This window comes from Casimicrobium huifangae (assembly GCF_009746125.1).
Classification (GTDB): Bacteria; Pseudomonadota; Gammaproteobacteria; order Burkholderiales; family Casimicrobiaceae; genus Casimicrobium; species Casimicrobium huifangae.
The window spans coordinates 3,794,282-3,815,602 of the sequence record NZ_CP041352.1 but is presented as its reverse complement, the minus strand read 5'-3'; the positions used below and the strand labels follow the sequence as shown (position 1 = coordinate 3,815,602).

Below are 21,321 nucleotides of genomic sequence, written 5' to 3'. Positions count from 1 at the left end.
GGCCGAAATCAAGCAGCCATCGGGCCTGAAGCCCCATTTTCATGAAAGTCGACCTGGCAATGAATCGGGCGCCATGCCCTGAGTGATGGCGCTTCTGCGAAAAAAGCTGCTAAGCGCTCTATTCGTATTTGCGGGCGTCGTCAATCACCTTGCCATCGTTGGCTAGTGATCCAATGCCCGCAAACACAACGTCGCCGCCAAGCTTGGTGACATCGCGCAGCGCCTCAACGATCTTTGCCTTCAGCGCATCCGAGGGCGCTGCACATTCGGCATGCAGCGCCATCGCGTCCTTTTGATCCGGATTGGTGATCACCAGCCGCACGCGCCCGAGCTCGGGGAAGCGCTTGGCGACCTGATCCACCTGCGATGGATGCACGAACATGCCCTTGATCTTGGCGGTCTGGTCGGCGCGGCCCATCCAGCCCTTGATGCGGGTGTTGGTGCGGCCGCTTGGGCAGGGGCCGGCGAGCACCGCAGAGAGGTCGCCAGTGCCGAAACGGATCAGCGGGTAGTCGGCGTTGAAGGTGGTCACCACGATCTCGCCGACCTCGCCATCGGCGACCGGTTCGCCAGTGCCGGGGCGGACGATCTCGACGATGATGTCCTCGTCGATCACCATGCCCTGCACGTTACCGTTGGCATCCGGCGCTTCGTAGGCAATGAGGCCGAGATCAGCCGTCCCGTATGTCTGGGTGCCGACGATGCCGCGCGATTTCAGCATCTCGCGCAATTGCGGCGGGAAGTATTCACCCGAGACGGACGCCTTTTTGAGCGAAGTAATGGGCGTGCCCAGCTCGTCCGCTTTTTCCAGCAGGATGCGCAGGAACGATGGCGTGCCGGTGTAGGCAACGGGCTTCAGGTCATGCATCGCGGCAATCTGCTGCTCGGTGTTGCCGACGCCCGCCGGGAACACCGCGCAACCCAGCGCCACGGCGCCCGCGTCCATGATCCAGCCGCCCGGTGTCATGTGATAGCTGAAGGTGTTGTGCACCAGGTCGCCCGCGCGAAAGCCCGCCGCGTATAGCGCGCGCGCGGTGCGCCGGTACGCATGCGCTTCGGCGCTCTCGGGCTCATAGATCGGACCGGGCGAGGCATACACATGCGCAGCCCGCCGCGCGGGCGAGCCCCAGCCGGCAAAACCAATCGCCGCGAAACCACCAAACGGGTCACCGCCGGCAGCGCGCGAAACCTGCTGCGCCTCCAGTAATTCACTCTTGCGGATCACCGGCAGTCTCGCCAGGGCCGCCCGTGAAGTCACGCTAGCCGGATCAACGCCCGCCAGCGATTTGGCGAATGCCGCAGTCGTCGCTTTGGCATGTGTAATCTGTTGGCCAAGACGGGAAAACAGCTCGGCTTCGCGCTCGCTGGCAGCGCGTGTTTCGCGGGGATCGGGGAAGGTCTGCATGGTCTCGGATGTTCGATACGTTGTCGGGTGAACGGGCAGCGGCTACGCTTGCCGTCCATTAATTGCATTATCGCTGCACGATGCCACCGATTTCGCCTGAACCTACCGCTCAACTGGGCGGAGTGACCGGTACCAAGTTGTCAGCCATTCGTGCCGACATCACCACCCTTGCGGTCGATGCCATTGTCAACGCAGCCAACTCGTCGTTGCTCGGCGGTGGTGGCGTCGATAGTGCGATCCATCGCGCTGCAGGGCCGGAGTTACTGCACGAGTGCCGGTTGCTGGGCGGATGCAAGACGGGTGATGCCAAACTCACTAACGGATATCGACTGCCCGCGCGATTCATTATCCACACGGTCGGGCCGGTTTGGCGGGGCGGCGGTTATGGTGAGGCAGACCTGCTGCCGTCGTGCTATCGCCGCTGCCTGGAAGTGGCGCTTTCGAATGGCTTGCGCACCGTCGCGTTTCCGGCGATCAGTACGGGCATCTATGGCTTCCCGAAGCAGCCGGCGGCAAGCATCGCGGTGGCGTCCGTGCGTGCGGTGTGCCGCCAGTCAGACGGGCTGGAAACTGTGGTCTTCTGCTGTTTCTCCAACGATGACTTGCTGCTCTACAACGCGGCTATCAACGAGGGTGATACCGCGATCAGCGAAAGCGTCTAAGCCGCTGCCATCTTCGCCTGACACACCCGCCCCTTGCCGGAGCGTTTGGCTTCGTACATTGCGTCGTCTGCCCACTGGATCAGCTCGCGGGCGTGGCCGATGCTTTCCGGGCACAGCGCGACACCAATGGAGGCGCCGACTTTGGCGCGACCACTGCCGAAATTGCAGGGATGTTCAAGTGCGCGCAGGATGCGCTGGGCGAGTGCATTCATCGACTGCAAGGTCACATCGGTCTCGGTGAGTACCACGAATTCGTCGCCACCGAAGCGTGACACGACGTCGGCCTCGCGGGTAATGGCCAGCAGCCGTCGCGCGACTTCGCAGAGCACTTCGTCACCGGCACCGTGACCGTGCTGGTCGTTGACAAGTTTGAACTCGTCGAGATCGAGGAACAACAGTGCGATCAGCGAGCCGTTGCGCTTGCGTCGTGCGACTGCCTGTTCAAGCCGGTCGGTGAGGGCGCGGCGGTTGTAGAGGCCGGTCAGCGGGTCATGGGTTGCAAACTTGCGCAGTTGCAATTCGGCGATGGTTCGCGTGGTCACGTCCTGCACCAGCGACATCATCGAGCTGACCCGGCCGCTGGCGTCGGTCAGCGCCGAGTTGAACCACTCGCTGTAGACCGGTGCGCCGTTGCGATGGGTCAGCGTGACCTCGACGCGGTTGCTCCTTTCGAAGCCTTGCTGCAGACGCGCAAAGGCATCCGCCAGCGGTCGCATCTGGCGGTCGTCACCAAGGACGGGCAGCAGCGAGCGGCCAAGCAGCGGCTCTGGTGCCATGCCCAGCAGCGATTCGACTTGCGCCGAGCAGCGCGTGATGTGCAGTGCGCCATCAAACTCAAGCACCGTCAGCGGGCTGTTGTCGAAGTGCGAAGACAGTCGCTCGTTGGCCACGCGCAGCGCTTCCACCTTCACCTTGAGCTCATGTACCCGCATCGACGACGTCGCCGCGCCGATGATGCGGCCGGTGTCATCACGCCACGGGGTGACAGCAATCGTGTGCCAGATGCCGGCACTGCCGACCACCGGCCCCAGCCGTTCGTAGTACACCTCTTCGCCAGCGAAGGCACGCCGGATGAAGGGCATGAAAGCGTCGGTATGTTCCTTGGTGTAGAGATCGAACAGTGACTTGCCGATCATCTCGGCCGGCGTCATGTTGAACGATTTCGCAAAACGCGCATTGACGTAATGCAGACGTGCGTCGAGGTCGAGCAGCGAGACGATGGCGCCCAGATTGTGGTCGAGAATGCGTCCCAGCGAGGCGAACGACAGACCAGCGTTCAGCGCCGTGCGCGGCAGGTGGGCCGGCAGCGCGTTGTCGTTGATCAGTTCACTGGTGTCAGCCATGCGTGTTCCCTGGCGCCTCGTACCTTTTCGGTGTTGCGGGTTCGACAGTTCGATGGTCTGGCAAGCGGATGGCCACAGTCCCGATACTGCGGACCCCGGTCTGATTTTTCGTCGATGCCATGACGTGCAGCGGCTGCGCGTCTGCCCTGCGCCCGGTCATCGGCCGCAAACCCTTGCCTGGCAAGGCGATACGCGCTTCGGCCATTATCACATCAAGCCCATAGAATCAGCTCATCTTCACGCAAATATTGCGCCGCAGTCCGCAGCGCAGTTCATTGCTACGTAATTCGGCACTCCCAGTTTCAGTTTCCATGCCAATCCACTCCCTTCAAGGCAGCTTTTCTGGCCGCCTGCTGACCGACCCCGCCGATATGGCGCCATTCCTGATCGACTGGCGCAAGCGCTGGACGGGCAAGGCAATTGCCGTGGCGCTGCCCGATACCTCCGAGGACGTCGCCACCGTCGTGCGCTGGTGTGCCGCCAATCAGGTGCCGATCGTGCCGCAGGGTGGCAACACCGGCATGTCCGGCGCCTGTGTGCCGGACGGTTCCGGTCGGGCACTGCTGCTGTCGCTGACGCGGCTGAACCGCGTGCGCGAAGTTGACGCGCTGAACAACACAATGACCGTGGAGGCGGGCTGTATTCTGCAAAACCTGCAGGACGTGGCGCGCGATGCCAACCGGCTGTTTCCGCTGTCGCTGGGCGCGGAAGGCTCGTGCACGATTGGCGGCAATCTGTCGACCAATGCCGGTGGCGTGGCGGTGCTGCGCTACGGCAATGCGCGCGAGCTCTGTCTCGGGCTCGAAGTGGTGACCGCCGATGGCGAGATCTGGAACGGCCTGCGCGGCCTGCGCAAGGACAACACTGGCTACGATTTGCGTGATCTTTTCGTTGGCGCTGAAGGTACGCTGGGCGTCATCACCGCGGCGACGGTGAAGCTGTTCCCGCTGCCGGCGGCGAAGGTGACCGCGTGGGCCGCCGTGCCCTCGCTGCATCATGCGATGCAGCTGCTCGAACGCGCGCAGAACACACTCGGCGCACGACTCACCGCGTTCGAGGCGCTGACGCCGCCGTGCATCGACATCCTCGGCGAACAGCTGCCGCATTTGCGCTGGCCGATGGATGAGCGCGCCACCGATGCCGTGCTGATCGAGCTTTCCGATCCCGATAGTGAAGCGGCCGGCCGCGTGGCGCTGGAGGGCTTGCTGGAACACGCGATGGAAGCGGGCTGGGTGAGTGACGCCGCGATTGCCGCCAACCTGACGCAGTCGCGCGAGTTCTGGAGCCTGCGTGAGCACATGACCGAGGCGCAGCAGCGCGCCGGCAAAAACATCAAGCACGACATTGCGGTGCCGGTCTCGCGCATCGCCGATTTCGTCGCGCAGACCAACGCGGCAATTGCCAAAGCGTTTCCTGGTGTTCGCATGATCGTGTTCGGCCATCTCGGTGACGGCAATTTGCACTACAACGTGTCGCCGCCAAAGGGCACACGCGGCGAGGACTTCGAAGTGATCGAAGGCGCAGTCAACCGCATCACCCATGACGCCGTGCACGCCTTCAACGGCTCGGTGTCGGCGGAACACGGCCTTGGTGTGCTGCGTCGGGGCGAGGCGGCGCGCTACAAATCAGCCGTTGAACTGAAACTGATGCACGCGATCAAGCAGGCGCTTGATCCGCAGGGCATCATGAATCCGGGCAAGGCGTTGGGAGATTTCGCATGAGAGTTTGTGTGCTGGGCGCCGGCGCCATCGGCGGCTGGATGGGCGTCAAGCTCGCGCAGGCGGGGCATGCGGTGAGCGTGCTGGCGCGCGGCGCGACGCTGGCGGCGATTCGCGCCGAAGGGCTGCGCTTGATCGAAGCGGGTGAGACGGCAGCGGTAAAAGTCGCGGCCAGTGACAAGCCGGGCGATCTCACGGCGGACGCATTTCCCGACCTGCTGATCGTCGCCGTGAAATCGCAGGGGTTGCGTGACGCGGCGCTGGCCGCGAACCCGCTGATCGGACCGAACACGATAGTGCTAACGGCGATGAACGGCGTGCCGTGGTGGTTTTTCCAGCGCAGCGACCGCCCGCTCGCCGGTACCGCGCTGGCGAGCATCGACCCTACCGGTGAGATTGCCGCCAGCATTCCGTCGGCCAACGTGATTGGCTGCGTGGTGCACGCTGCGTGTTCGGTGGATGCGCCGGGGCTGATCCGGCACAAGATGGGTACGCGGCTCATCATTGGCGAACCGGACGGAGCGGCGCAAAGTGTTGCGCAGGGCGGCATCAGCGCGCGTCTGTCGGCGTTGCATACAGCGCTCACGACAGCGGGCTTTGAGTCCGAAGCGAGCGCGGATATCCAGCGCGATGTCTGGTTCAAGCTGTGGGGCAACATGACGATGAACCCGGTGTCAGCGATCACCGGCGCCACCACCGATCTGATTCTCGACGACCCGTTGACCCGCGAATTCTGCTCTGCGGTGATGCGCGAGGCGAAGGCGATCGGCGAGCAGATTGGCATCCCGATCGCGCAATCGCCCGACGAGCGTCATGCCGTCACCCGCAAGCTTGGCGCCATGAAAACCTCAATGCTGCAGGACGTGGAGGCCGGCCGCAGCATCGAGCTTGATGCGCTGGTGGCAGCGGTGGTCGAAATCGGCGCCAAAGTTGGTGTGCCGACGCCTTACACCAGCGCGCTGTTCGGCCTGGTACGGCTCACCGGGCGAGTGCGCGGACTTTATTGAGCTTGACAGCTTTTTGCTGAAACCCTTATTCGACAAGGGCTTACTGGCCAAATCACCGAAAAGTCGATAACGTGGTAAATCACGTGCCAAGCCCAATGTCGTTGCGCTTTTGACGAAAAAGATGCTACCCTGACGTCGCAGTGCAGGGATCGTTTGCGTCTGCACGGGCACGGACGTTCACAGGGCGACCGGACGCGGCTGCGACGCAACGGCGCAGCCCGGAACACGGGGGAAGCGATGGCACGTATCGCGTGGTCAGACGAAGCAGCGACGGTTCGGGGCGGGCGCTGTGTTGCTGTGGTTTGTGCCATGGGTCTGGCCATGCTGGCGTCGCTGGCAGGTGCGGCCGACACCGTTGCGCCGACCACCCCCGGTACGCTGGCGGCCGGTTCCGCTGGCGGTTATCTGCTGATGGGAATCTTCATCCACCTGGTGATCGTGTTGCCGTTGATGCTGATGCTCGCCCGGCCGGACGCGTCCATCTTTACCCGCGTCTTGCTTTGCGTGGCTGCCTGCGCGGCAATGACGGCGCTGTACTGGTTCGCCGGGGTTGGCGCGCCCCGCGCGTGGCTGGCCGCGGGCTGGCCGGCGATTTTGCTGCTGCTGCTATTGACCTGGGCAACGTGGCGACCTCAGCCGGCGCGCAAGCTGGCACTGCATCCACCGCCACCGCCGAAATCAAAGCGGCACAAGAAGCTACGCAGCCGGGCGCAGCATGCATTCAGTGCACGCTACAGCGGCGTCCGCCCGAGCTGGGCGCATCGTGGCGGACTGGGCATGGTCGCCGGCTTCCTGGCGATCGTGTTTGTTGGCACCTCGGAGGTCGATATTGTGTTGCTGGTGATCGCGGCGCTGCTGTGGGCGGTGTTTGCGCTGATGCTTTGCAACAGCATGGTGTACGCCCTGATGCCGCGGCCTCGCGTGCCGGGATCAAGTGGATCGTTCGACAGCTACTACTCGGGCGACAGCGGCTGGAGCAGCGACTCCGGCGGCGATTCCGGCAGCAGCGATTCCGGGGGCGGTGGTGATTCCGGCGGCGGTGGTTCGTCGGAGTGACGGCGTTCTCGACCGCCGAATGTCGGGCAATCGCTGGTGATGGCGAACGAGGGGAAAAACCATGAACTGTTTTGCACGCATTCGGGTAGCCAGCGTCGCCACATCCGCGCGACGGGCGGACGGCATCGATGGGCAGCGCAGACGCCAGGCATGGTGGCTGCCTGCTGGTCTGCTGGTTGCCGGGGCGCTGCTGCTATGTGCCAGCACGCGGGCGGATGACGAGACGCCCGTTCCTGCCGCAGCGGGTTATGTCGTGGACACCACCGGCAGCGTCAGCACCGCTGACCGTGAGCGGCTGGTTGGGCTGGCGCGGCAGATCAATCAGTCGACCGGTGCCCAGCTCTTCACCGTGATCGTCGATCACACCGACCCGGAGCCGATCGAGAACTTTGCGCAACGCGTGTTCACCACCTGGAAGCCCGGCCGCAAGGGCGCCGACGACGGGCTGGTGCTGGTGCTGGCGCCGAACAACAAGCAGCGCAAGACGCGTCTGCAAGTGGGTTACGGGCTCGAAGGCGCGATTCCCGACGCCACCGCACGGCGCATTCTCGGTGAGCAGGTGAGACCGGCGCTGGACCAGGGCGGCGCCACGGCCGCGGCCACGGCGGCAGCACAGGCGATCCAGAAGACGTTGACTGCGGCCGGCGTGACGCCCGACCACAGCGGGCGCAAGGAAGCAGAAGTACCACCGGCGGAGATCAAACTGTTTGCGCTCGCCTTCATCTACTTCATCCTGATGTTCATCGCGATTGGCGTGTTCAGCAAACGACCCCGGCGTGCCACGGCGGCGGCGGTGTGCGTTGTGCTGGCAGCGCTCGCGGCAGCGGCGTACGTGTGGGCGGCCGGGCCGCATCCGGTGCGCATGGCGGCGGGCGTGTGGCTGGTGGTATTGCTGGCGCTGGCGGTATCGTTCTTCCGGTATCCGCCGCCGGTGGAGGTGCCACCGCGAGCTGGCACCAGCCGCAAGCAGGAGGTGAAGACTGACTGGAAGCCACGGGTGCCCTATGTGTGGGTGGTGTGGCTGGCGATGGCGGCGGTGATCGCGCTTTACTGGTTTCGGGCCGAGCACATCGCGCTCGGCCTTGCCGGCGGCTTTTTCGCCACCATCGGTGCATTGGGGCTGGCTGGCCAGATGAGCATTCCGTTTCTGCCAGCGTCGGCCGTACGGGCGTTCAGCGGCAGCAGCGGCGGCAGCGACTCGTCAAGCAGCAGTGACTCGTCATGGAGCAGCTCCAGCAGCTCCTCTGGAGGTGATTCCGGTGGCGGCAGCGACTCCGGCGGTGGCGGCGACTCGGGTGGTGGTGGGTCGTCGGAGTAGGGCGTCGGACAATTGACTTTTATGCCCACTGAACATGGGCTGACCGCTCAAAATGCCAGAAGTCGACTTTCCTCAAATCCAGAAAGCTTACAAGCGTCCTTTCTATCGTCATGAAGGCGCCTCAATTCGGCACGCTCTCCGGGCACGGCTGGTGCATCGGCACGCGGATCACGGTAGATGACGCTGCGTAGCGACACGTCACCATGAAAATGCCCTGTGTCATATACGTGTCCGGCTCCCTGGTCAGCAGCATTTTGGTCAGCGGTGGTGGCGGTACATACGGCACGGCGGCCGGAACAGGGCTTGGCGCGGGAATCTGGTAGGTTGGAGCTGGTGCGCCGGCCTTGGCGCCATAGTAGCCAGCCGCTCCAACCGCGGCAGCACCAATGACGGTACCAATGATGTCGCCCATTAGCCTGCCAGCAGCGGCGCCGTCTTCCTTTGCTTTGGCTATAGCGCGAGCGTCTATTAGCGCCTGTCTTTGAATGGATTGACAACGATCCTGCGTAAGCCTACCGGCGCGCACCCGCTTTTCATATTCGGCAACCAGAATTACGCCATCCGCCTCTGTCCACGGGCCATTTGCGGCAACTGAGCACAGCTGTGTATCGCTCAATCCGCCAGCGAAGTATTCCGTAACAGGTACCTTAGCGCTGCGCGGTACGGAGCCGCACCCGCTAACGATCAGCCCGAGACTCAAGACAACTGCACTAGCGGGCTTCATTGACGTGCTCCTTTCGTTTACTTCTTGCCCGATCTAGGAGGCTTCGGTGCATTTGGGAATGGGGCTCTGGCGCTAGGTTTAGTGCCCTATTGAGCGGTTGGCAAGTCTCGTGCCGTAGCCAAAAGCCGCTCTTGCCGCTCCGGGTTTAGATCGTTACATATTTCGATTATTTAAAAATCGTCCGATACCGGAAACCCGCGGCCAGATTGAAGCCATATCAAAAATTCGCGCTGCTAGCCCAAGTTGAATGCGGCTTGCGGCAACAAGCTGATCAGCCAGACTACGCCAGCCAGCGCTTGCGGCGGCGGTAGCTCTTGACGTCGCGGAAGCTCTTGCGTTCGCCCGATGAGATGCCGAGGTAGAACTCTTTCACGTCTTCATTGCTGGCGAGATCGGACGCAGCGCCGTCCATCACCACGCGGCCACTTTCGAGGATGTAGCCGTAGTCGGCGTATTTCAGCGCGACGTTGGTGTTCTGCTCGGCGAGCAGGAAGCTCACGCCTTCCTTGCTGTTCAAGTCCTTCACGATCTCGAAGATCTCGGCCACGATTTGCGGCGCCAGACCCATCGACGGCTCATCCAGCAGGATCATCGATGGTTTCGCCATCAGGGCGCGCCCGACCGCGACCATCTGCTGTTCACCGCCAGACGTATAGCCCGCCTGTGACGCCCGCCGCGTTTTCAGGCGCGGAAAGTAGTGATAAACCTTCTCCAGCGAGTCTTTCAGCTCGGCACGCGAGAGCTTGCGCGTGTAGGCGCCGGTGAGCAGGTTCTCCTCAACCGTCAGGTGGCCAAAGCAGTGGCGGCCTTCCATCACCTGCACCACGCCCATGCGGACGAGGTCGTTGGTGGTCAGCTTGTCGGTGCGCTGGCCATCGAACTCAATGGAGCCCTTGGTCACCTCGCCGCGCTCGGTGCGCAGCAGGTTCGAGATCGCCTTCAGCGTGGTGCTCTTGCCAGCGCCGTTGGCCCCGAGCAGCGCCACGATCTTGCCCTTCGGCACGTCCAGCGACACACCCTTCAACACCAGGATGACGTGGTCGTAGATGACTTCGATGTTGTTGACGCTGAGATAGGCGGACATGGTTGCGATGCGGACTCGAGATAAGTTTCAACGGATCACTATGTTGCGGGAAACAACCCTGGCGGTTGTTTTCCGCAACACACTGACACGAACAATCGTGCAGTGCGTCGCGAGCGCGCGTCAGGCGAGGCGCCCGCCGGCGACGCGTACTTGTGTACACGAACTGGCGGGCAACGACGCATCACGCGCGCGCAGCAGCACCCCTATCCAGCAGCGCAGGCGGCGGTGATCTTCTTTTCGGCAGCGTACTTGGCTGACGATTCGGCGACCAGCTTCTGCACCATTGCGCGGTCACCCACCACCCAGTTCGGGGTGATTGCCTTCCAGGCCTTGCCGTCCCACACCTGCACCTTGGTGGCGCCGGAACCTTCGTGGTCGTCGCAGCTGGTCTTCACGGTCGGGAACATGCCGAACGCGCCGAGCGCCTTCTGGCGGCCTTCGTCAACGTTCAGGTTCTCCAGGCCCCAGCGGATCTGCTCGCCGGTCATCACTTTGCCCTTGCCGTACTTCGTCTGGGCATTGCGGATGCCTTCAACCCACAGCATTGCGGCCGTGATGCCACGCATGTGATAGACGGAGCCAATGCGGTCCTTGTCGGCCAGGTTGCCCTTGCCGCCACCGTAGACCTTCTTGCGGATCTCGTCGATCACCGGATAGTTGCCCGGCGTATTGAACGTCATCGTGGTGTAGCCCTTGGCAGCATCGCCGGCCGGGATGGTGTCTTCCTCCGAGCCCGCCCACCAGACGCCAAGCATCTTCTCACGCGGATAGCCGACGCGGGCGGCGGTCTTGATCGCCACCGCGTTCATCACGCCCCATCCCCACAGGATCACGTAGTCCGGATTGGCCTGACGGATCTGCAGCCACTGCGAGTTCTGCTCGTTGCCGGGGTGCGGCACGGCGATCTTGACCAGCTGGAAACCGAGCTGCTTCTCATAGGCTTCAAGCACCGGGAACGGCTCCTTGCCGAAGGCAGAGTCGTGATAGAGATGCACGATCTTCTTGCCCTTGAGCTTGTCCATGCCGCCGGCCTTGTCGCCGAGGTACTTGATCATGCCGGCTGCCTGTGACCAGTAGCTGGTGATCAGCGGGTAGACATACGGGAACACCTTGCCGTTGGCAGCGTCGGAGCGGCCGTAGCCCAGCGTGGTCATCGGCACCTTGTCGACCGCGACGCGGTCAAGAATGCCGTAGGCGATACCGGTGCCGAGTGGCTCGACAAGGCTGGCGCCGCCCTTGTTCTTCTTCAGGCGCTCGTAGCACTCCACGCCGCGGGAGGCGTTGTACTCGGTTTCGCACTCTTCCCACGACAGCTTGACGCCATTGATACCGCCATTGGCATTGACCAGGTTGAAGTAGTCGATCACGCCACCGAAGAAGCCCGAGCCGCCCGAGGCGTAGGCGCCGACGCGGTAGGACAGGATCGGGACGTACTGGTCTTGCGCCGAGGCAAGCGCGCCGGTGAGCGCGGTGGTGGCTGCAACCGCCGACATGGCGAGCAACCGGGTGAGCTTGAATTTCATGAATCCTCCTTGGAGAAACAGCAAGCGTGTCGTTGAACGATTCTGGATGACGATTAGGACCGAGTGACTAGTGCGGGAACGGCCACAGGCGAAGCTTCTCTTTCCCGATCTGCCAGAGCCGCGCCAGGCCGTGTGGTTCGACAATCAGGAAAAAGATGATCAGCGCGCCGAACACCATCAGTTCAAGGTTGGACGTGACCGAGTTCGGCAGGCCGGTGTAGTGCACGATGACCGACAAAACAATGGGTAGCAACACGATAAAGGCTGCGCCCAGAAAAGACCCGAGGATTGACCCTACCCCGCCGATGATCACCATGAACAGGATGCGGAATGAGACATCGAGGTTGTAGGCCTCCGGCTCCACGGTGCCGAGATAACAGTAGGCATAGAGCGCACCGGCGACACCGCAATAGAACGAGCTGACGGCGAAGGCCGTGAGCTTGGTGCGCATGATGCGGAAGCCAATGACCTCGGCGGCGACGTCCATGTCGCGCACCGCCATCCACGAGCGGCCGACCGTGGAGCGCACCATGTTCTTGGCCATCAGGGCCATGGCCGCCACGATGCCCAGCACCAGCAGATATTTCTCCTGCGGTGAATCGAACTTGAAACCGAGAATCTCGATCTGCTGCGCGGTGATCACGCCCGACGAGCTGTTGTTGGTAAACCATGGCACCTTGGTCAGGCACCACACCACAAAAAACTGTGTCGCAAGCGTCGATGCGGCCAGGTAGAAGCCGCGGATGCGCAGGCTCGGCAGCCCGAACACGATGCCAACCATCGCTGCACAGACACCACCGAGGATGAAGGCGACCAGGATTGGCATGCCTTCAATGCGCAGCATGAAGTTGTAGCTGGCAAAAGCGCCAACTGCCATGAATGCCGCTGTACCCAGTGAGAGCTGGCCGGCGTAACCGGTGAGTATGTTCAGCCCGAGCGTCGCCAGCGCAAAGATCAGGAACGGGATCAGGATGGCCGAAAACGCATACGGCGTGGCGACCATCGGCACCACCACGAACGCCACCAGCAGCATTGCCAGCACCGCATAGCGGTCCTGCGCGATCGGGAAAATCTGCGAGTCCCTGATGTAAGACGTCTTGAACTGACCTGCTTCGCGGTAAATCATTGTGCGCTCCGCGCAAGACGAGTGACGAAGGACGAATGACGAAGTTGAGGACGCACGTCAGATTCTCCGGATGATCTTTTCGCCGAAGAGGCCTTCGGGGCGGACGAGCAGGAACAACAGTGCGAGCACATAGGGGAACCAGCCTTCGATGCCGCCGCCCACCATTGGCCCGAGGTAGACCTCCGCCAGTTTTTCGCTGGCGCCAATGATCAGGCCGCCGACAATGGCACCTGGCACCGAAGTGAAGCCACCGAGGATGAGCACCGGCAGCGCCTTCAGGGCGACGAAGGTCAACGCGAACTGCACGCCGTTGCGCGCGCCCCACAGCAGACCGGCGACCAGTGCGACAAAGCCCGCGACCGCCCAGACCACGCCCCACACGTGCTGCAGCGGAATGCCCACGGTCAGTGCCGCCTGATGATCGTCAGCGACCGCACGCAGGGCGCGACCGATCTTGGTCTTGTTGAACAGGAACGCCAGTGCGGCGACCAGCGCACCGCAGATCACCGCTGCGGTGACGTCGAACTTCGACACCACCATGCCGGTGCTGTTCATGATCGCTTCGATCGGCTCATCGGCGATGCCAAGTTCGAGCTTGCGAACCTCGGAGCCCCAGACCAGCTGCGCCAATCCTTCGATGAAAAAGGTCAGACCGATGGTCGCCATGAACAACGTGATGTCGTGCTGGTTCACCAGTGGTCGCAGCACGATGCGCTCGGTGACGAAGCCGAGCGCCACCATCACCACCATCGTCACCGGGATCGCCACCCAGATCGAAAAGCCAAATTTCTCCTGCAGGCCAACGGTCGTCAGCGCTGCGAAGAACACCATGGCACCCTGGGCGAAATTGAACACGCCGGACGCCTTGTAGATCAGCACGAAGCCCAGCGCCACCAGGGCATACATTACGCCGGATAGCAGGCCGGCGATGAGAACTTCAAAGAAAAATTGCATCAGTGCGCCCCCAGGTAGGCCTTGATGACCTCGGGATTGTTGCGAACCTCGTCCGGCGTGCCGTCGCCGATCTTCTTGCCGTAATCGAGCACCACCACGCGGTCCGAAATGTCCATCACCACGCCCATGTCGTGCTCGATCAGAACGATGGTGGTGCCGAACTGCTCGTTGGTGTCGAGTACGAAGCGGCACATGTCCTGCTTCTCCTCGACGTTCATGCCGGCCATCGGCTCGTCGAGCAGCAGCATCGACGGCTCTGCCGCCAGCGCGCGCGCCAGCTCAACGCGCTTCTTGATACCGTAGGGCAGTCGTGCCACTGGCGTCTTGCGCACCGATTGCAGTTGCAGGAAGTCGATGATCTCTTCGACCACGCGGCGATTTTCCATTTCCTCGCGGCGGGCCCGACCGATCCACAGCGCCTGCTCAACAAAGCTGGCCTTGATCTTCAGATTGCGGCCGGTCATGATGTTGTCGAGCACCGTCATGCCGGTGAACAGCGCGATGTTCTGGAAGGTCCGGGCAATGCCGTGCTCAGCTGCCTCGTGGGTGTCCATGTCACGGCGCTGCTGGCCGTGGAAGGTGATGGTCCCTTCCTGCGGTGTGTAGACGCCGTTGATGACATTGAGCATGGAGCTCTTGCCGGCACCGTTCGGGCCGATGATGGCGCGAATCTCATGTTCGCGCACGTCAAACGAAATGTCGGTCAGCGCCTTCACGCCGCCAAAGCGCAGCGAGATGTTGTCGACCTTGAGGATCACGTCCCCGATCTTGCGTGCTTCACTCATGCAGCCGCCTTGTCGGACATGGGCAGACGGCGGGCGTCGCCGATCTTGACATCGGCAGCGATGCTGCCGGTGCGGCCGTCTTCAAATTTCACCTGGGTTTCGATGTGCTGCACGGTTTTGTCGGAGTAAAGCGCGTCGAGCAGCGGGGCGTACTTCTCGGCGATGAAGCCGCGACGTACCTTGCGGGTGCGGGTCAGCTCGTCGTCATCGGGGTCGAGCTCCTTGTGCAGCACGAGGAAGCGCTGGATCTGCGAATGCGACAGCTCGCCCTCGGTGGCCAGTTCGGCGTTGACCTTCTCGACACAATCCTTGATGAGGGCGTACACCTCGTCCTTGCCGGCAAGATCAATGTAGCCGGAATACACCAGGTTGCGCCGCTCGGCCCAGTTGCCGACCGCCGTGAGGTCGATGTTGATGAAGGCGACGACGTGGTCACGCTGATGACCAAAGCAGACCGCCTCCTTGATATGCGAGAAAAATTTGAGCTTGTTCTCGATGTAATTCGGCGCAAACATTTCGCCCGTCGAGAGATGGCCCACGTCCTTGGCGCGGTCAATGATTTTCAGGTGGCCATCGGCGTCAAACACACCGGCATCGCCGGTATGGAAGTAGCCCGCGCTGTCGATCGACTCGGCCGTGGCGTCGGGCCGCTTGTAGTACTCCTTGAGCACCATCGCGCCGCGCACCAGCACTTCGCCATTGTCGGCAATCTTCACCTCGACCCCTGGCGCCGCCTTGCCGACGCTGTCGAACTTGATTTCGCCGTCCGGCTGCAGGCAGACATAGGCGCAGGTCTCGGTGGAGCCGTAGAGTTGCTTGAGATTGATGCCGATCGAGCGGTAGAAGCGGAACAGGTCCGGCCCGATGGCAGCGCCCGCCGTATACGCGATGCGGATGCGGCTCATGCCGAGCGTGTTTTTCAGCGGCCCGTAGACAAGCACATTGCCCAGCGCGTAGAGCAGGCGCCCGGTGAGAGGCACCGGGCGGCCATCGAGGATGTCGGCGCCGAATTTTCGGGCCACGCGCATGAAGTAGTCATACATGCGCTGTTTCAGGCGGCTCGCGTCTTCCATGCGGATGCTGAGGCTGGTCAGCACGCTCTCGAAAATGCGCGGCGGCGCGAAGTAGTAGGTCGGTCCGATCTCACGCAAGTCAGTCATCACGGTGTCGGCTGATTCCGGGCAGTTCACCGTGAACCCGGCGACCAGTGCCTGTGCATAGCTGAACAGGTGATCGCCCACCCAGGCCATTGGCAGATACGAGAGCACGTTGTCGTCGGCGCTGAGCCGGTCGAACTCGACACCGCCCTGCGCTGCCGTGATGAAGGCGCGATGGCTCTGACAAACGCCTTTGGGTTTACCGGTGGTGCCCGAGGTATAGAGCATGACCGATACATCGTCGGCCTTTCCCTGTGCGACTTCCTGATCGAAGCGGCCAGCGTTGGCAGCATCGGACTTGCGTCCGAGCTCACGCAGTTGCTCTAGGCTGATCAGCCCCGGCGCGTCGTAATTGCGCAGGCCACGTGGGTCTTCGTAGATGATGTGGCCGATCTGCGGCAGCGTCTCGCGTGCCTCCAGCAGTTTGTCGACCTGCTCCTGATCCTCGACGATAGCGAACTGGATCGTGGCGTTTTCAAGCACAAAGGTCATTTCGGCAGCGACGGCATCCTGATACATCGGTACCGCGACGCCGCCGAGTGACTGCGCGGCGGCGAAGGCCATGTAGAGCCGCGGCCGGTTGTCGCCGATGATGGCGAGATTGTCGCCACGCCGAAACCCGAGCGAAGCCAGACCCATCGCCATTTCGCGAACTTCCGTCGCGGTTTGCCGCCACGTCCAGCTTTGCCAGATTCCGAGATACTTTTCGCGCAGCGCGGGCGCATCCGGGCGAACCGCAGCATGCTGCAGCAGCAGGCGCGGAAAGGTATCGGGCGTAGCTGTGCCAGGAGCACCAGAAACTACAGACATGACAGGGCGATCCTCCTCGACACCGCTGACCAGTTCTTTCGGACTACGCTTGATGCACAGCATCATCGCGTTGTCCGCCATTCTTTTTGTGCGCTGACAATTTAGCAGTCGTGCAGCGCACAACGACAAAATGACCGCGCAAACAAAACCGACCGCAGGGTCGGGAATAAAATAAGTTTAAGTCTTATATAAGACTTGAGCGTTAGGGTTATCACTAATGAATGCCGGCGGAGGCGCATTTCCGTGTCTCCGGTTGTACGACGAGGGGCGCCGATCCGTCGCCATGGACGGTACAGAATTGACGACATGCCCGGTTTTCAGATTGAACATCTAGCGACGGTTGACTCAACCAATTCGCGGCTGCAGCAGATGGCGCTGGCCGGCGCTTGCCACCGCCGATGCCTCGTCGCCGACGTACAAACTGCTGGACGCGGTCAACGCGGGCGGCAATGGCTGGCGGCACCGGGCGCCGCGCTCCTGTTCAGTCTTGCCTGGCAGTTTCATCGCGGCTGCGCGCTGGACGGGCTCAGTCTGGCGGTGGGCGTGATGACGCTTGACGCCTTGCAGTCGCTCGGCATCGCCGATTTGCGCCTGAAATGGCCGAACGACATCCTGGCGCCAGCGCCCGTACTCGCACAAGAATCCGACGATGCGCCGCCAACCTTGGGCAAGCTTGGCGGCATATTGATCGAAACCGTTGCCAGTGGTGACGGAACTCGCACAGCCGTCATTGGTGTCGGGCTGAACCTGCGCTCGGTGCCGGCAGCAACGCTTTCACCCGGCGCGCTGCAACCGGTCTGCCTTGACGACCTGATCAGCGCCAAATTTGAGCGAGATGCGCTGCTGGAAACCCTGCTGGTGCATTACGACATCGGTCTTGCCCGTTTCGCGCAGGATGGCTTCGCGGCATTCCGCAATGCATGGTGGCGGGCGCGCGCCTACGGTGATGCGCCGTTGACGGCAAAGTTGCCGGATGGCAGCGAGTTGCAGGGGCACGTGACCGACGTTACGTCGCGCGGTGCGCTAGTGCTGGCCAGCGACTGGGGATTGCATACACTCGTCTCCGGGGAGGTATCCGTACGTGCTGCTCGTTCTTGATATCGGCAATACGCGACTGAAGTGGGCTGAATTCCACAATGGACAGATCGGCGCCCGTGGCGCGATCTTTCTGGCCGAAGTGGAGCACTTCGTCGAGCGTGCGGGTTTCGCGGCACGCGTGCCCGAGCGTGTGGTCGGCAGCCATGTGGCCAATCTGGTGTCGAAAGAGCGGGTTGAGCGGCAATTCGCCGCCCTCGGCCGCACGGTGCAATGGGTGGCGTCCAGCGCCTCGGCGTGCGGCGTACGCAATGGTTACGATGACCCGGCGCGGCTCGGCACCGACCGCTGGGCCGCGATGGTGGCAGCATGGCAGCGTGGCCACGCGCCCTGTATCGTGGCGTGCGCTGGCACGGCACTCACCGTCGATCAGCTTGACGATAACGGCCAGTTCCTCGGCGGCGCCATCGTTGCTGGCTATCACGCCATGCTCGGTGGCTTGGCCGGCAATACAGCGGCGCTGTCGGTGGATGCGGGCGACTGGGCCGCACAACCGACCAACACCCGCGATGCGCTTGCCACCGGTGCCATTGACGCGATGGTCGGCGCCATTGAGCGCGGGCACATGCGGTTGACGCAACGGCTGCGTGAGCGCGGCTCGCGGCTGACACCGCGCATCATCCTGACCGGTGGCAGTGCCTATCGTCTGCTGGCACACCTCCCCGAAGGAAACTCGGTGATCGACTCGCTGGTACTGGAAGGGGTGCGACTGCTGGCAGAATCGTGAGCAGTTCACCGTCCTTGCAATGAAAAAGCTGTTTATCTTCCTGCTGCTGGCCAACGCAGCGCTCTTCGCTTACGCCTATGTCGACCGCATGAACAGTGCGGCGCAAGCCAGCGCCGATCGCTACAAGCCGGTCAACCCCGAGCTGGTGAAGGTGTTGAGTGCCCAGCAGGTCGCCAAACTAGGGCCGGCCAAGGTCGCGCAATTGACACTCGCTTGTGCCGAATGGGGGCCATTTGCGGAGTCGGATCGCGGTCGCGCGGTCAAACTGCTGGAGCCGCTGGCGCTTGGCCGGACACTGTCAACCCGCCGCGTCGACGTTACCGCCGAACACTGGATCTATATCCCGCCGAAGCCCAACAAGCCATCGGCCGAGCGGGCGCTCGCCGAACTGAAAAAGAACAACGTCAACGACGGCGTCATCGTTCAGGAAAGCGGGCAGTGGAATTTCGCCATCTCGCTGGGTGCCTTTCGCAGCAAGGAAGCGGCCGATGCACGCCTGGCTGACGTGAAAGCGCATGGCATCAAGACCGCCACTTACCGGCAGCGCGAACAGACCGTCTCGCAGACGATGATCGTGCTGCGAGAACCCACCCAGGCCACAGTCAGCAAACTGGAAGAACTGAAGTCGCAGATTGCCGGCAGCACGGTCAACACGGGCGCCTGCCCGGAGGCCAAGGGATGACCTGGCGCGTCGCGCCGGCGCAGACGGGAGCTGATCTTGAAGACGCCCGCGCTCTGATGCGACGCTATGCGGAATGGACCGGTGTCAACCTCTGCTTTCAGAATTTCGACGCCGAGCTTGCCGCATTGCCCGGCAAATATGTGCCTCCGGCGGGCCAGCTGTGGCTAGCCCGCGATGGCGAAGGCGCTGCCAAAGGCGTGATCGCCGTGCGTCCGATTGACGCGAGCGATTGCGAAATGAAGCGTCTGTGGGTGGAACCCGGCACTCAGGGCAGCGGCCTTGGGCGCACGCTGGCGACCACGGCGATCGCTTTCGCGCGTGACGCAGGTTATGTTCGAATGAAACTCGACACCCTGCGTGGCCGCATGCCTGCGGCAATATCGCTCTATCGAACACTTGGGTTCGTCGAATGCGAGCCCTACATCCACAACCCTGAACCTGATGTGCTGTACATGGCGCTCGATCTTGTGCCCGCCGCGTAACCGCACGTCACTTCCTTTCCATGAATCCTGACTACATCATCGTCGGCGCCGGCACCGCCGGCTGCGTGCTTGCCAACCGCCTGTCCGAGGACGGCCGCAATTCGATTTGTCTGCTTGAGGCTGGCCCGCGCGACAACTATCTGTGGATTCACATTCCGATTGGCTATGCCAAGACGATGTTCCACCCGGTCTACAACTACGGCTACTACACCGAGCCGGACGCGAACATGAATGGTCGCAAGATCTACTGGCCGCGCGGTCGCGGGCTGGGCGGATCGTCGTCGATCAATGGGCTTATCTACATTCGTGGCCAGTCGGCTGACTACGACCGCTGGAGCGAGGCCGGCAACAACGGCTGGTCGTGGCGCGAAGTGTTGCCATACTTCATCAAGAGCGAGCACAACAGCGACGCCAGGCTGGTTGCCAATGGCACGCACGGGCAGGGTGGCCCGTTGTGGGGCACCACCATTCCCGAGCCACATCCGCTGATGGATGCGATCGCCGCCGCTGGCGAGGAGCTTGGCGTGCCGCGCACCATCGACTTCAACAGCGGTGATCAGGAGGGCGTGGGCTACTACCAGCTGTTCACCAAAAACGGCTGGCGCTGCTCCACGGCGGTGGCCTATCTGCGCCCGGCGCAGAAGCGCAAAAACCTGCGCACCGAGGTCAATGCGCAGGTGACGCGCGTGCTGTTCGAGGGCGCCCGCGCCGTGGGTGTGGAGTATGTGCAGCACGGCAAGACCATTACCCTGCGCGCCAACCGCGAGGTGCTGCTGACGGCGGGGGCGCTGCAAAGCCCGCAGTTGCTGATGCTCTCCGGCATCGGGCCGGAGGCGCATCTGCGCGAGCAGGGCATCGCCATTCGACAGGCACTGCCAGGTGTCGGCCAAAACATGCAGGACCATCTGCAGTTGCGCCTGATGTTCAAGGTTAAAAAGCCGATCACCACCAACGATGACCTGCAGAGCAGCTGGCGCAAGTTCGAGATGGGCTGGAAGTGGATCACGCGTCGCGCTGGACCGCTGGCGATCGGCATCAATCACGGCGGCATGTTCACACGTGTCTTGCCGGAGTCAGCGACGCCGGACATCCAGTTTCACTTCGCTACGCTGTCGGCAGAGATGGCCGGCGCGCCCACGCACCCGTGGAGCGGCTGCACATTCTCGGTGTGCCAGTTGCGCCCCGAGTCGCGCGGCGAGATCAGGCTCAAATCCACCGATCCGCTGTTGCCGCCGGCGATGCACTCGAACTATCTGTCGCGCGAGACAGACATCCGCTGCGCCATTGCGTCCGTCCGCTTCGCCCGCAAACTCGCCCGAACGCAGGCGCTGCAATCGCTGATTGGCGAGGAATACCGCCCCGGCGACAGCGCCGAGAGCGACGACGAAGTGCTCGCCTTCGCGCGGCAGTACGGCGCCACCATCTTTCACCCCAGCGGCACCTGCAAGATGGCCCCGGCGGATGACCCGATGGGCGTGGTCGACACCCGCCTGCGCGTGCGCGGCGTTGCCGGACTGCGAGTGATCGACTGTTCGATCATGCCCATGCTGGTGTCGGGCAACACCAACGCTCCGGTGGTGATGATCGCGGAGAAAGCGGCCGACATGATCAAGGCCGATAACCTGCACGCACTGTAGGAGCGGCTACGCCGCGATCGGCCGGC

The 21,321-nt window shown here is 62.7% G+C and carries 19 protein-coding genes; 10 read left to right on the top strand and 9 right to left on the bottom strand.

Annotated features, from left to right (window positions below):
- Positions 1-118 precede the first annotated feature (118 nt).
- A complete protein-coding gene (locus tag FKL89_RS17235; RefSeq protein ID WP_156863969.1) occupies positions 119-1,405 on the bottom strand; it encodes a phenylacetate--CoA ligase family protein in 1,287 nt (428 codons plus the stop codon).
- A gap of 122 nt (positions 1,406-1,527) precedes the next feature.
- On the opposite strand from FKL89_RS17235, the gene FKL89_RS17230 reads away from it, so the two are divergent.
- On the top strand, positions 1,528-2,067 hold the full coding sequence (locus FKL89_RS17230; protein ID WP_238363407.1) for an O-acetyl-ADP-ribose deacetylase: 540 nt from the start codon (positions 1,528-1,530) through the stop codon (positions 2,065-2,067).
- On the opposite strand, the gene FKL89_RS17225 is transcribed toward FKL89_RS17230, so the two are convergent.
- A complete protein-coding gene (locus tag FKL89_RS17225) occupies positions 2,064-3,410 on the bottom strand; it encodes a sensor domain-containing protein (RefSeq protein WP_156863967.1) in 1,347 nt (448 codons plus the stop codon). The genes FKL89_RS17230 and FKL89_RS17225 overlap by 4 nt on opposite strands.
- A 311-nt stretch (positions 3,411-3,721) precedes the next feature.
- Between FKL89_RS17225 and FKL89_RS17220 the strand changes: the two genes are divergently transcribed.
- The 4 genes from FKL89_RS17220 (at position 3,722) to FKL89_RS17205 (ending at position 8,509) form a co-directional block, all read left to right on the top strand.
- A complete protein-coding gene (locus FKL89_RS17220) occupies positions 3,722-5,131 on the top strand; it encodes an FAD-binding oxidoreductase (RefSeq protein ID WP_156863966.1) in 1,410 nt (469 codons plus the stop codon).
- Positions 5,128-6,135, top strand: a complete 1,008-nt coding sequence (locus tag FKL89_RS17215) for a 2-dehydropantoate 2-reductase (protein ID WP_156863965.1) — start codon at positions 5,128-5,130, stop codon at positions 6,133-6,135. Before FKL89_RS17220 ends, FKL89_RS17215 begins: the two co-directional genes overlap by 4 nt.
- Positions 6,136-6,372: 237 nt before the next feature.
- Positions 6,373-7,191 carry a hypothetical protein gene (locus tag FKL89_RS20265; RefSeq protein ID WP_181955206.1) on the top strand — a complete coding sequence of 273 codons (819 nt, stop codon included), beginning with the start codon at positions 6,373-6,375 and terminating at the stop codon, positions 7,189-7,191.
- 61 nt (positions 7,192-7,252) lie between these two features.
- Positions 7,253-8,509, top strand: coding sequence for a TPM domain-containing protein (locus FKL89_RS17205; protein WP_156863964.1), 1,257 nt, complete (start codon positions 7,253-7,255; stop codon positions 8,507-8,509).
- Between the two features lie 121 nt (positions 8,510-8,630).
- Here the strand turns inward: FKL89_RS17205 and FKL89_RS17200 are convergent, their stop codons facing one another.
- The 7 genes from FKL89_RS17200 to FKL89_RS17170 form a co-directional block, all read right to left on the bottom strand.
- Positions 8,631-8,921, bottom strand: coding sequence for a hypothetical protein (locus FKL89_RS17200; protein WP_156863963.1), 291 nt, complete (start codon positions 8,919-8,921; stop codon positions 8,631-8,633).
- 592 nt (positions 8,922-9,513) lie between these two features.
- On the bottom strand, positions 9,514-10,317 hold the full coding sequence (locus tag FKL89_RS17195; RefSeq protein WP_156863962.1) for an ABC transporter ATP-binding protein: 804 nt from the start codon (positions 10,315-10,317) through the stop codon (positions 9,514-9,516).
- 203 nt (positions 10,318-10,520) lie between these two features.
- Positions 10,521-11,840 carry an ABC transporter substrate-binding protein gene (locus FKL89_RS17190; protein ID WP_156863961.1) on the bottom strand — a complete coding sequence of 440 codons (1,320 nt, stop codon included), beginning with the start codon at positions 11,838-11,840 and terminating at the stop codon, positions 10,521-10,523.
- A gap of 67 nt (positions 11,841-11,907) precedes the next feature.
- Positions 11,908-12,966: a branched-chain amino acid ABC transporter permease gene (locus tag FKL89_RS17185; protein ID WP_156863960.1), complete on the bottom strand. Its 1,059-nt coding sequence runs from the start codon at positions 12,964-12,966 to the stop codon at positions 11,908-11,910.
- 57 nt (positions 12,967-13,023) lie between these two features.
- Positions 13,024-13,920, bottom strand: a complete 897-nt coding sequence (locus FKL89_RS17180) for a branched-chain amino acid ABC transporter permease (RefSeq protein ID WP_156863959.1) — start codon at positions 13,918-13,920, stop codon at positions 13,024-13,026.
- Positions 13,920-14,705: an ABC transporter ATP-binding protein gene (locus FKL89_RS17175; RefSeq protein WP_156863958.1), complete on the bottom strand. Its 786-nt coding sequence runs from the start codon at positions 14,703-14,705 to the stop codon at positions 13,920-13,922. The genes FKL89_RS17180 and FKL89_RS17175 overlap by 1 nt, the downstream gene beginning before the upstream one ends.
- Positions 14,702-16,672 carry an AMP-dependent synthetase/ligase gene (locus FKL89_RS17170; protein WP_156863957.1) on the bottom strand — a complete coding sequence of 657 codons (1,971 nt, stop codon included), beginning with the start codon at positions 16,670-16,672 and terminating at the stop codon, positions 14,702-14,704. The genes FKL89_RS17175 and FKL89_RS17170 overlap by 4 nt, the downstream gene beginning before the upstream one ends.
- A 306-nt stretch (positions 16,673-16,978) precedes the next feature.
- On the opposite strand from FKL89_RS17170, the gene FKL89_RS17165 reads away from it, so the two are divergent.
- From FKL89_RS17165 to FKL89_RS17145, 5 genes are read left to right on the top strand one after another with little or no spacing between them, the layout of a single operon-like run.
- The gene (locus FKL89_RS17165; RefSeq protein ID WP_156863956.1) at positions 16,979-17,770 is read left to right on the top strand and encodes a biotin--[acetyl-CoA-carboxylase] ligase; all 792 of its coding nucleotides are present in this window, start codon (positions 16,979-16,981) and stop codon (positions 17,768-17,770) included.
- Positions 17,754-18,494 carry a type III pantothenate kinase gene (locus tag FKL89_RS17160; protein ID WP_162527565.1) on the top strand — a complete coding sequence of 247 codons (741 nt, stop codon included), beginning with the start codon at positions 17,754-17,756 and terminating at the stop codon, positions 18,492-18,494. Before FKL89_RS17165 ends, FKL89_RS17160 begins: the two co-directional genes overlap by 17 nt.
- A 19-nt stretch (positions 18,495-18,513) precedes the next feature.
- Positions 18,514-19,176, top strand: coding sequence for an SPOR domain-containing protein (locus FKL89_RS17155; RefSeq protein ID WP_156863954.1), 663 nt, complete (start codon positions 18,514-18,516; stop codon positions 19,174-19,176).
- The gene (locus FKL89_RS17150) at positions 19,173-19,658 is read left to right on the top strand and encodes a GNAT family N-acetyltransferase (protein ID WP_156863953.1); all 486 of its coding nucleotides are present in this window, start codon (positions 19,173-19,175) and stop codon (positions 19,656-19,658) included. Before FKL89_RS17155 ends, FKL89_RS17150 begins: the two co-directional genes overlap by 4 nt.
- A gap of 20 nt (positions 19,659-19,678) precedes the next feature.
- Positions 19,679-21,295 (top strand): GMC family oxidoreductase, encoded by a 1,617-nt coding sequence (locus FKL89_RS17145; protein ID WP_156863952.1) that lies wholly within the window; start codon positions 19,679-19,681, stop codon positions 21,293-21,295.
- Positions 21,296-21,321 lie beyond the last annotated feature (26 nt).

Excerpts from the sequence above, each read along its gene's own strand:
- FKL89_RS17170 (WP_156863957.1), bottom strand. The coding sequence starts at position 16,672 with ATGTCTGTAGTTTCTGGTGCTCCTGGCACAGCTACGCCCGATACCTTT.
- FKL89_RS17215 (WP_156863965.1), top strand. The coding sequence starts at position 5,128 with ATGAGAGTTTGTGTGCTGGGCGCCGGCGCCATCGGCGGCTGGATGGGC.
- FKL89_RS17180 (WP_156863959.1), bottom strand. The coding sequence starts at position 13,920 with ATGCAATTTTTCTTTGAAGTTCTCATCGCCGGCCTGCTATCCGGCGTA.
- FKL89_RS17195 (WP_156863962.1), bottom strand. The coding sequence starts at position 10,317 with ATGTCCGCCTATCTCAGCGTCAACAACATCGAAGTCATCTACGACCAC.
- FKL89_RS17165 (WP_156863956.1), top strand. The coding sequence starts at position 16,979 with ATGCCCGGTTTTCAGATTGAACATCTAGCGACGGTTGACTCAACCAAT.
- FKL89_RS17205 (WP_156863964.1), top strand. The coding sequence starts at position 7,253 with ATGAACTGTTTTGCACGCATTCGGGTAGCCAGCGTCGCCACATCCGCG.
- FKL89_RS17220 (WP_156863966.1), top strand. The coding sequence starts at position 3,722 with ATGCCAATCCACTCCCTTCAAGGCAGCTTTTCTGGCCGCCTGCTGACC.
- FKL89_RS17225 (WP_156863967.1), bottom strand. The coding sequence starts at position 3,410 with ATGGCTGACACCAGTGAACTGATCAACGACAACGCGCTGCCGGCCCAC.
- FKL89_RS17145 (WP_156863952.1), top strand. The coding sequence starts at position 19,679 with ATGAATCCTGACTACATCATCGTCGGCGCCGGCACCGCCGGCTGCGTG.
- FKL89_RS17235 (WP_156863969.1), bottom strand. The coding sequence starts at position 1,405 with ATGCAGACCTTCCCCGATCCCCGCGAAACACGCGCTGCCAGCGAGCGC.
- FKL89_RS17175 (WP_156863958.1), bottom strand. The coding sequence starts at position 14,705 with ATGAGTGAAGCACGCAAGATCGGGGACGTGATCCTCAAGGTCGACAAC.
- FKL89_RS20265 (WP_181955206.1), top strand. The coding sequence starts at position 6,373 with ATGGCACGTATCGCGTGGTCAGACGAAGCAGCGACGGTTCGGGGCGGG.
- FKL89_RS17155 (WP_156863954.1), top strand. The coding sequence starts at position 18,514 with ATGAAAAAGCTGTTTATCTTCCTGCTGCTGGCCAACGCAGCGCTCTTC.
- FKL89_RS17190 (WP_156863961.1), bottom strand. The coding sequence starts at position 11,840 with ATGAAATTCAAGCTCACCCGGTTGCTCGCCATGTCGGCGGTTGCAGCC.
- FKL89_RS17150 (WP_156863953.1), top strand. The coding sequence starts at position 19,173 with ATGACCTGGCGCGTCGCGCCGGCGCAGACGGGAGCTGATCTTGAAGAC.
- FKL89_RS17200 (WP_156863963.1), bottom strand. The coding sequence starts at position 8,921 with ATGGGCGACATCATTGGTACCGTCATTGGTGCTGCCGCGGTTGGAGCG.
- FKL89_RS17185 (WP_156863960.1), bottom strand. The coding sequence starts at position 12,966 with ATGATTTACCGCGAAGCAGGTCAGTTCAAGACGTCTTACATCAGGGAC.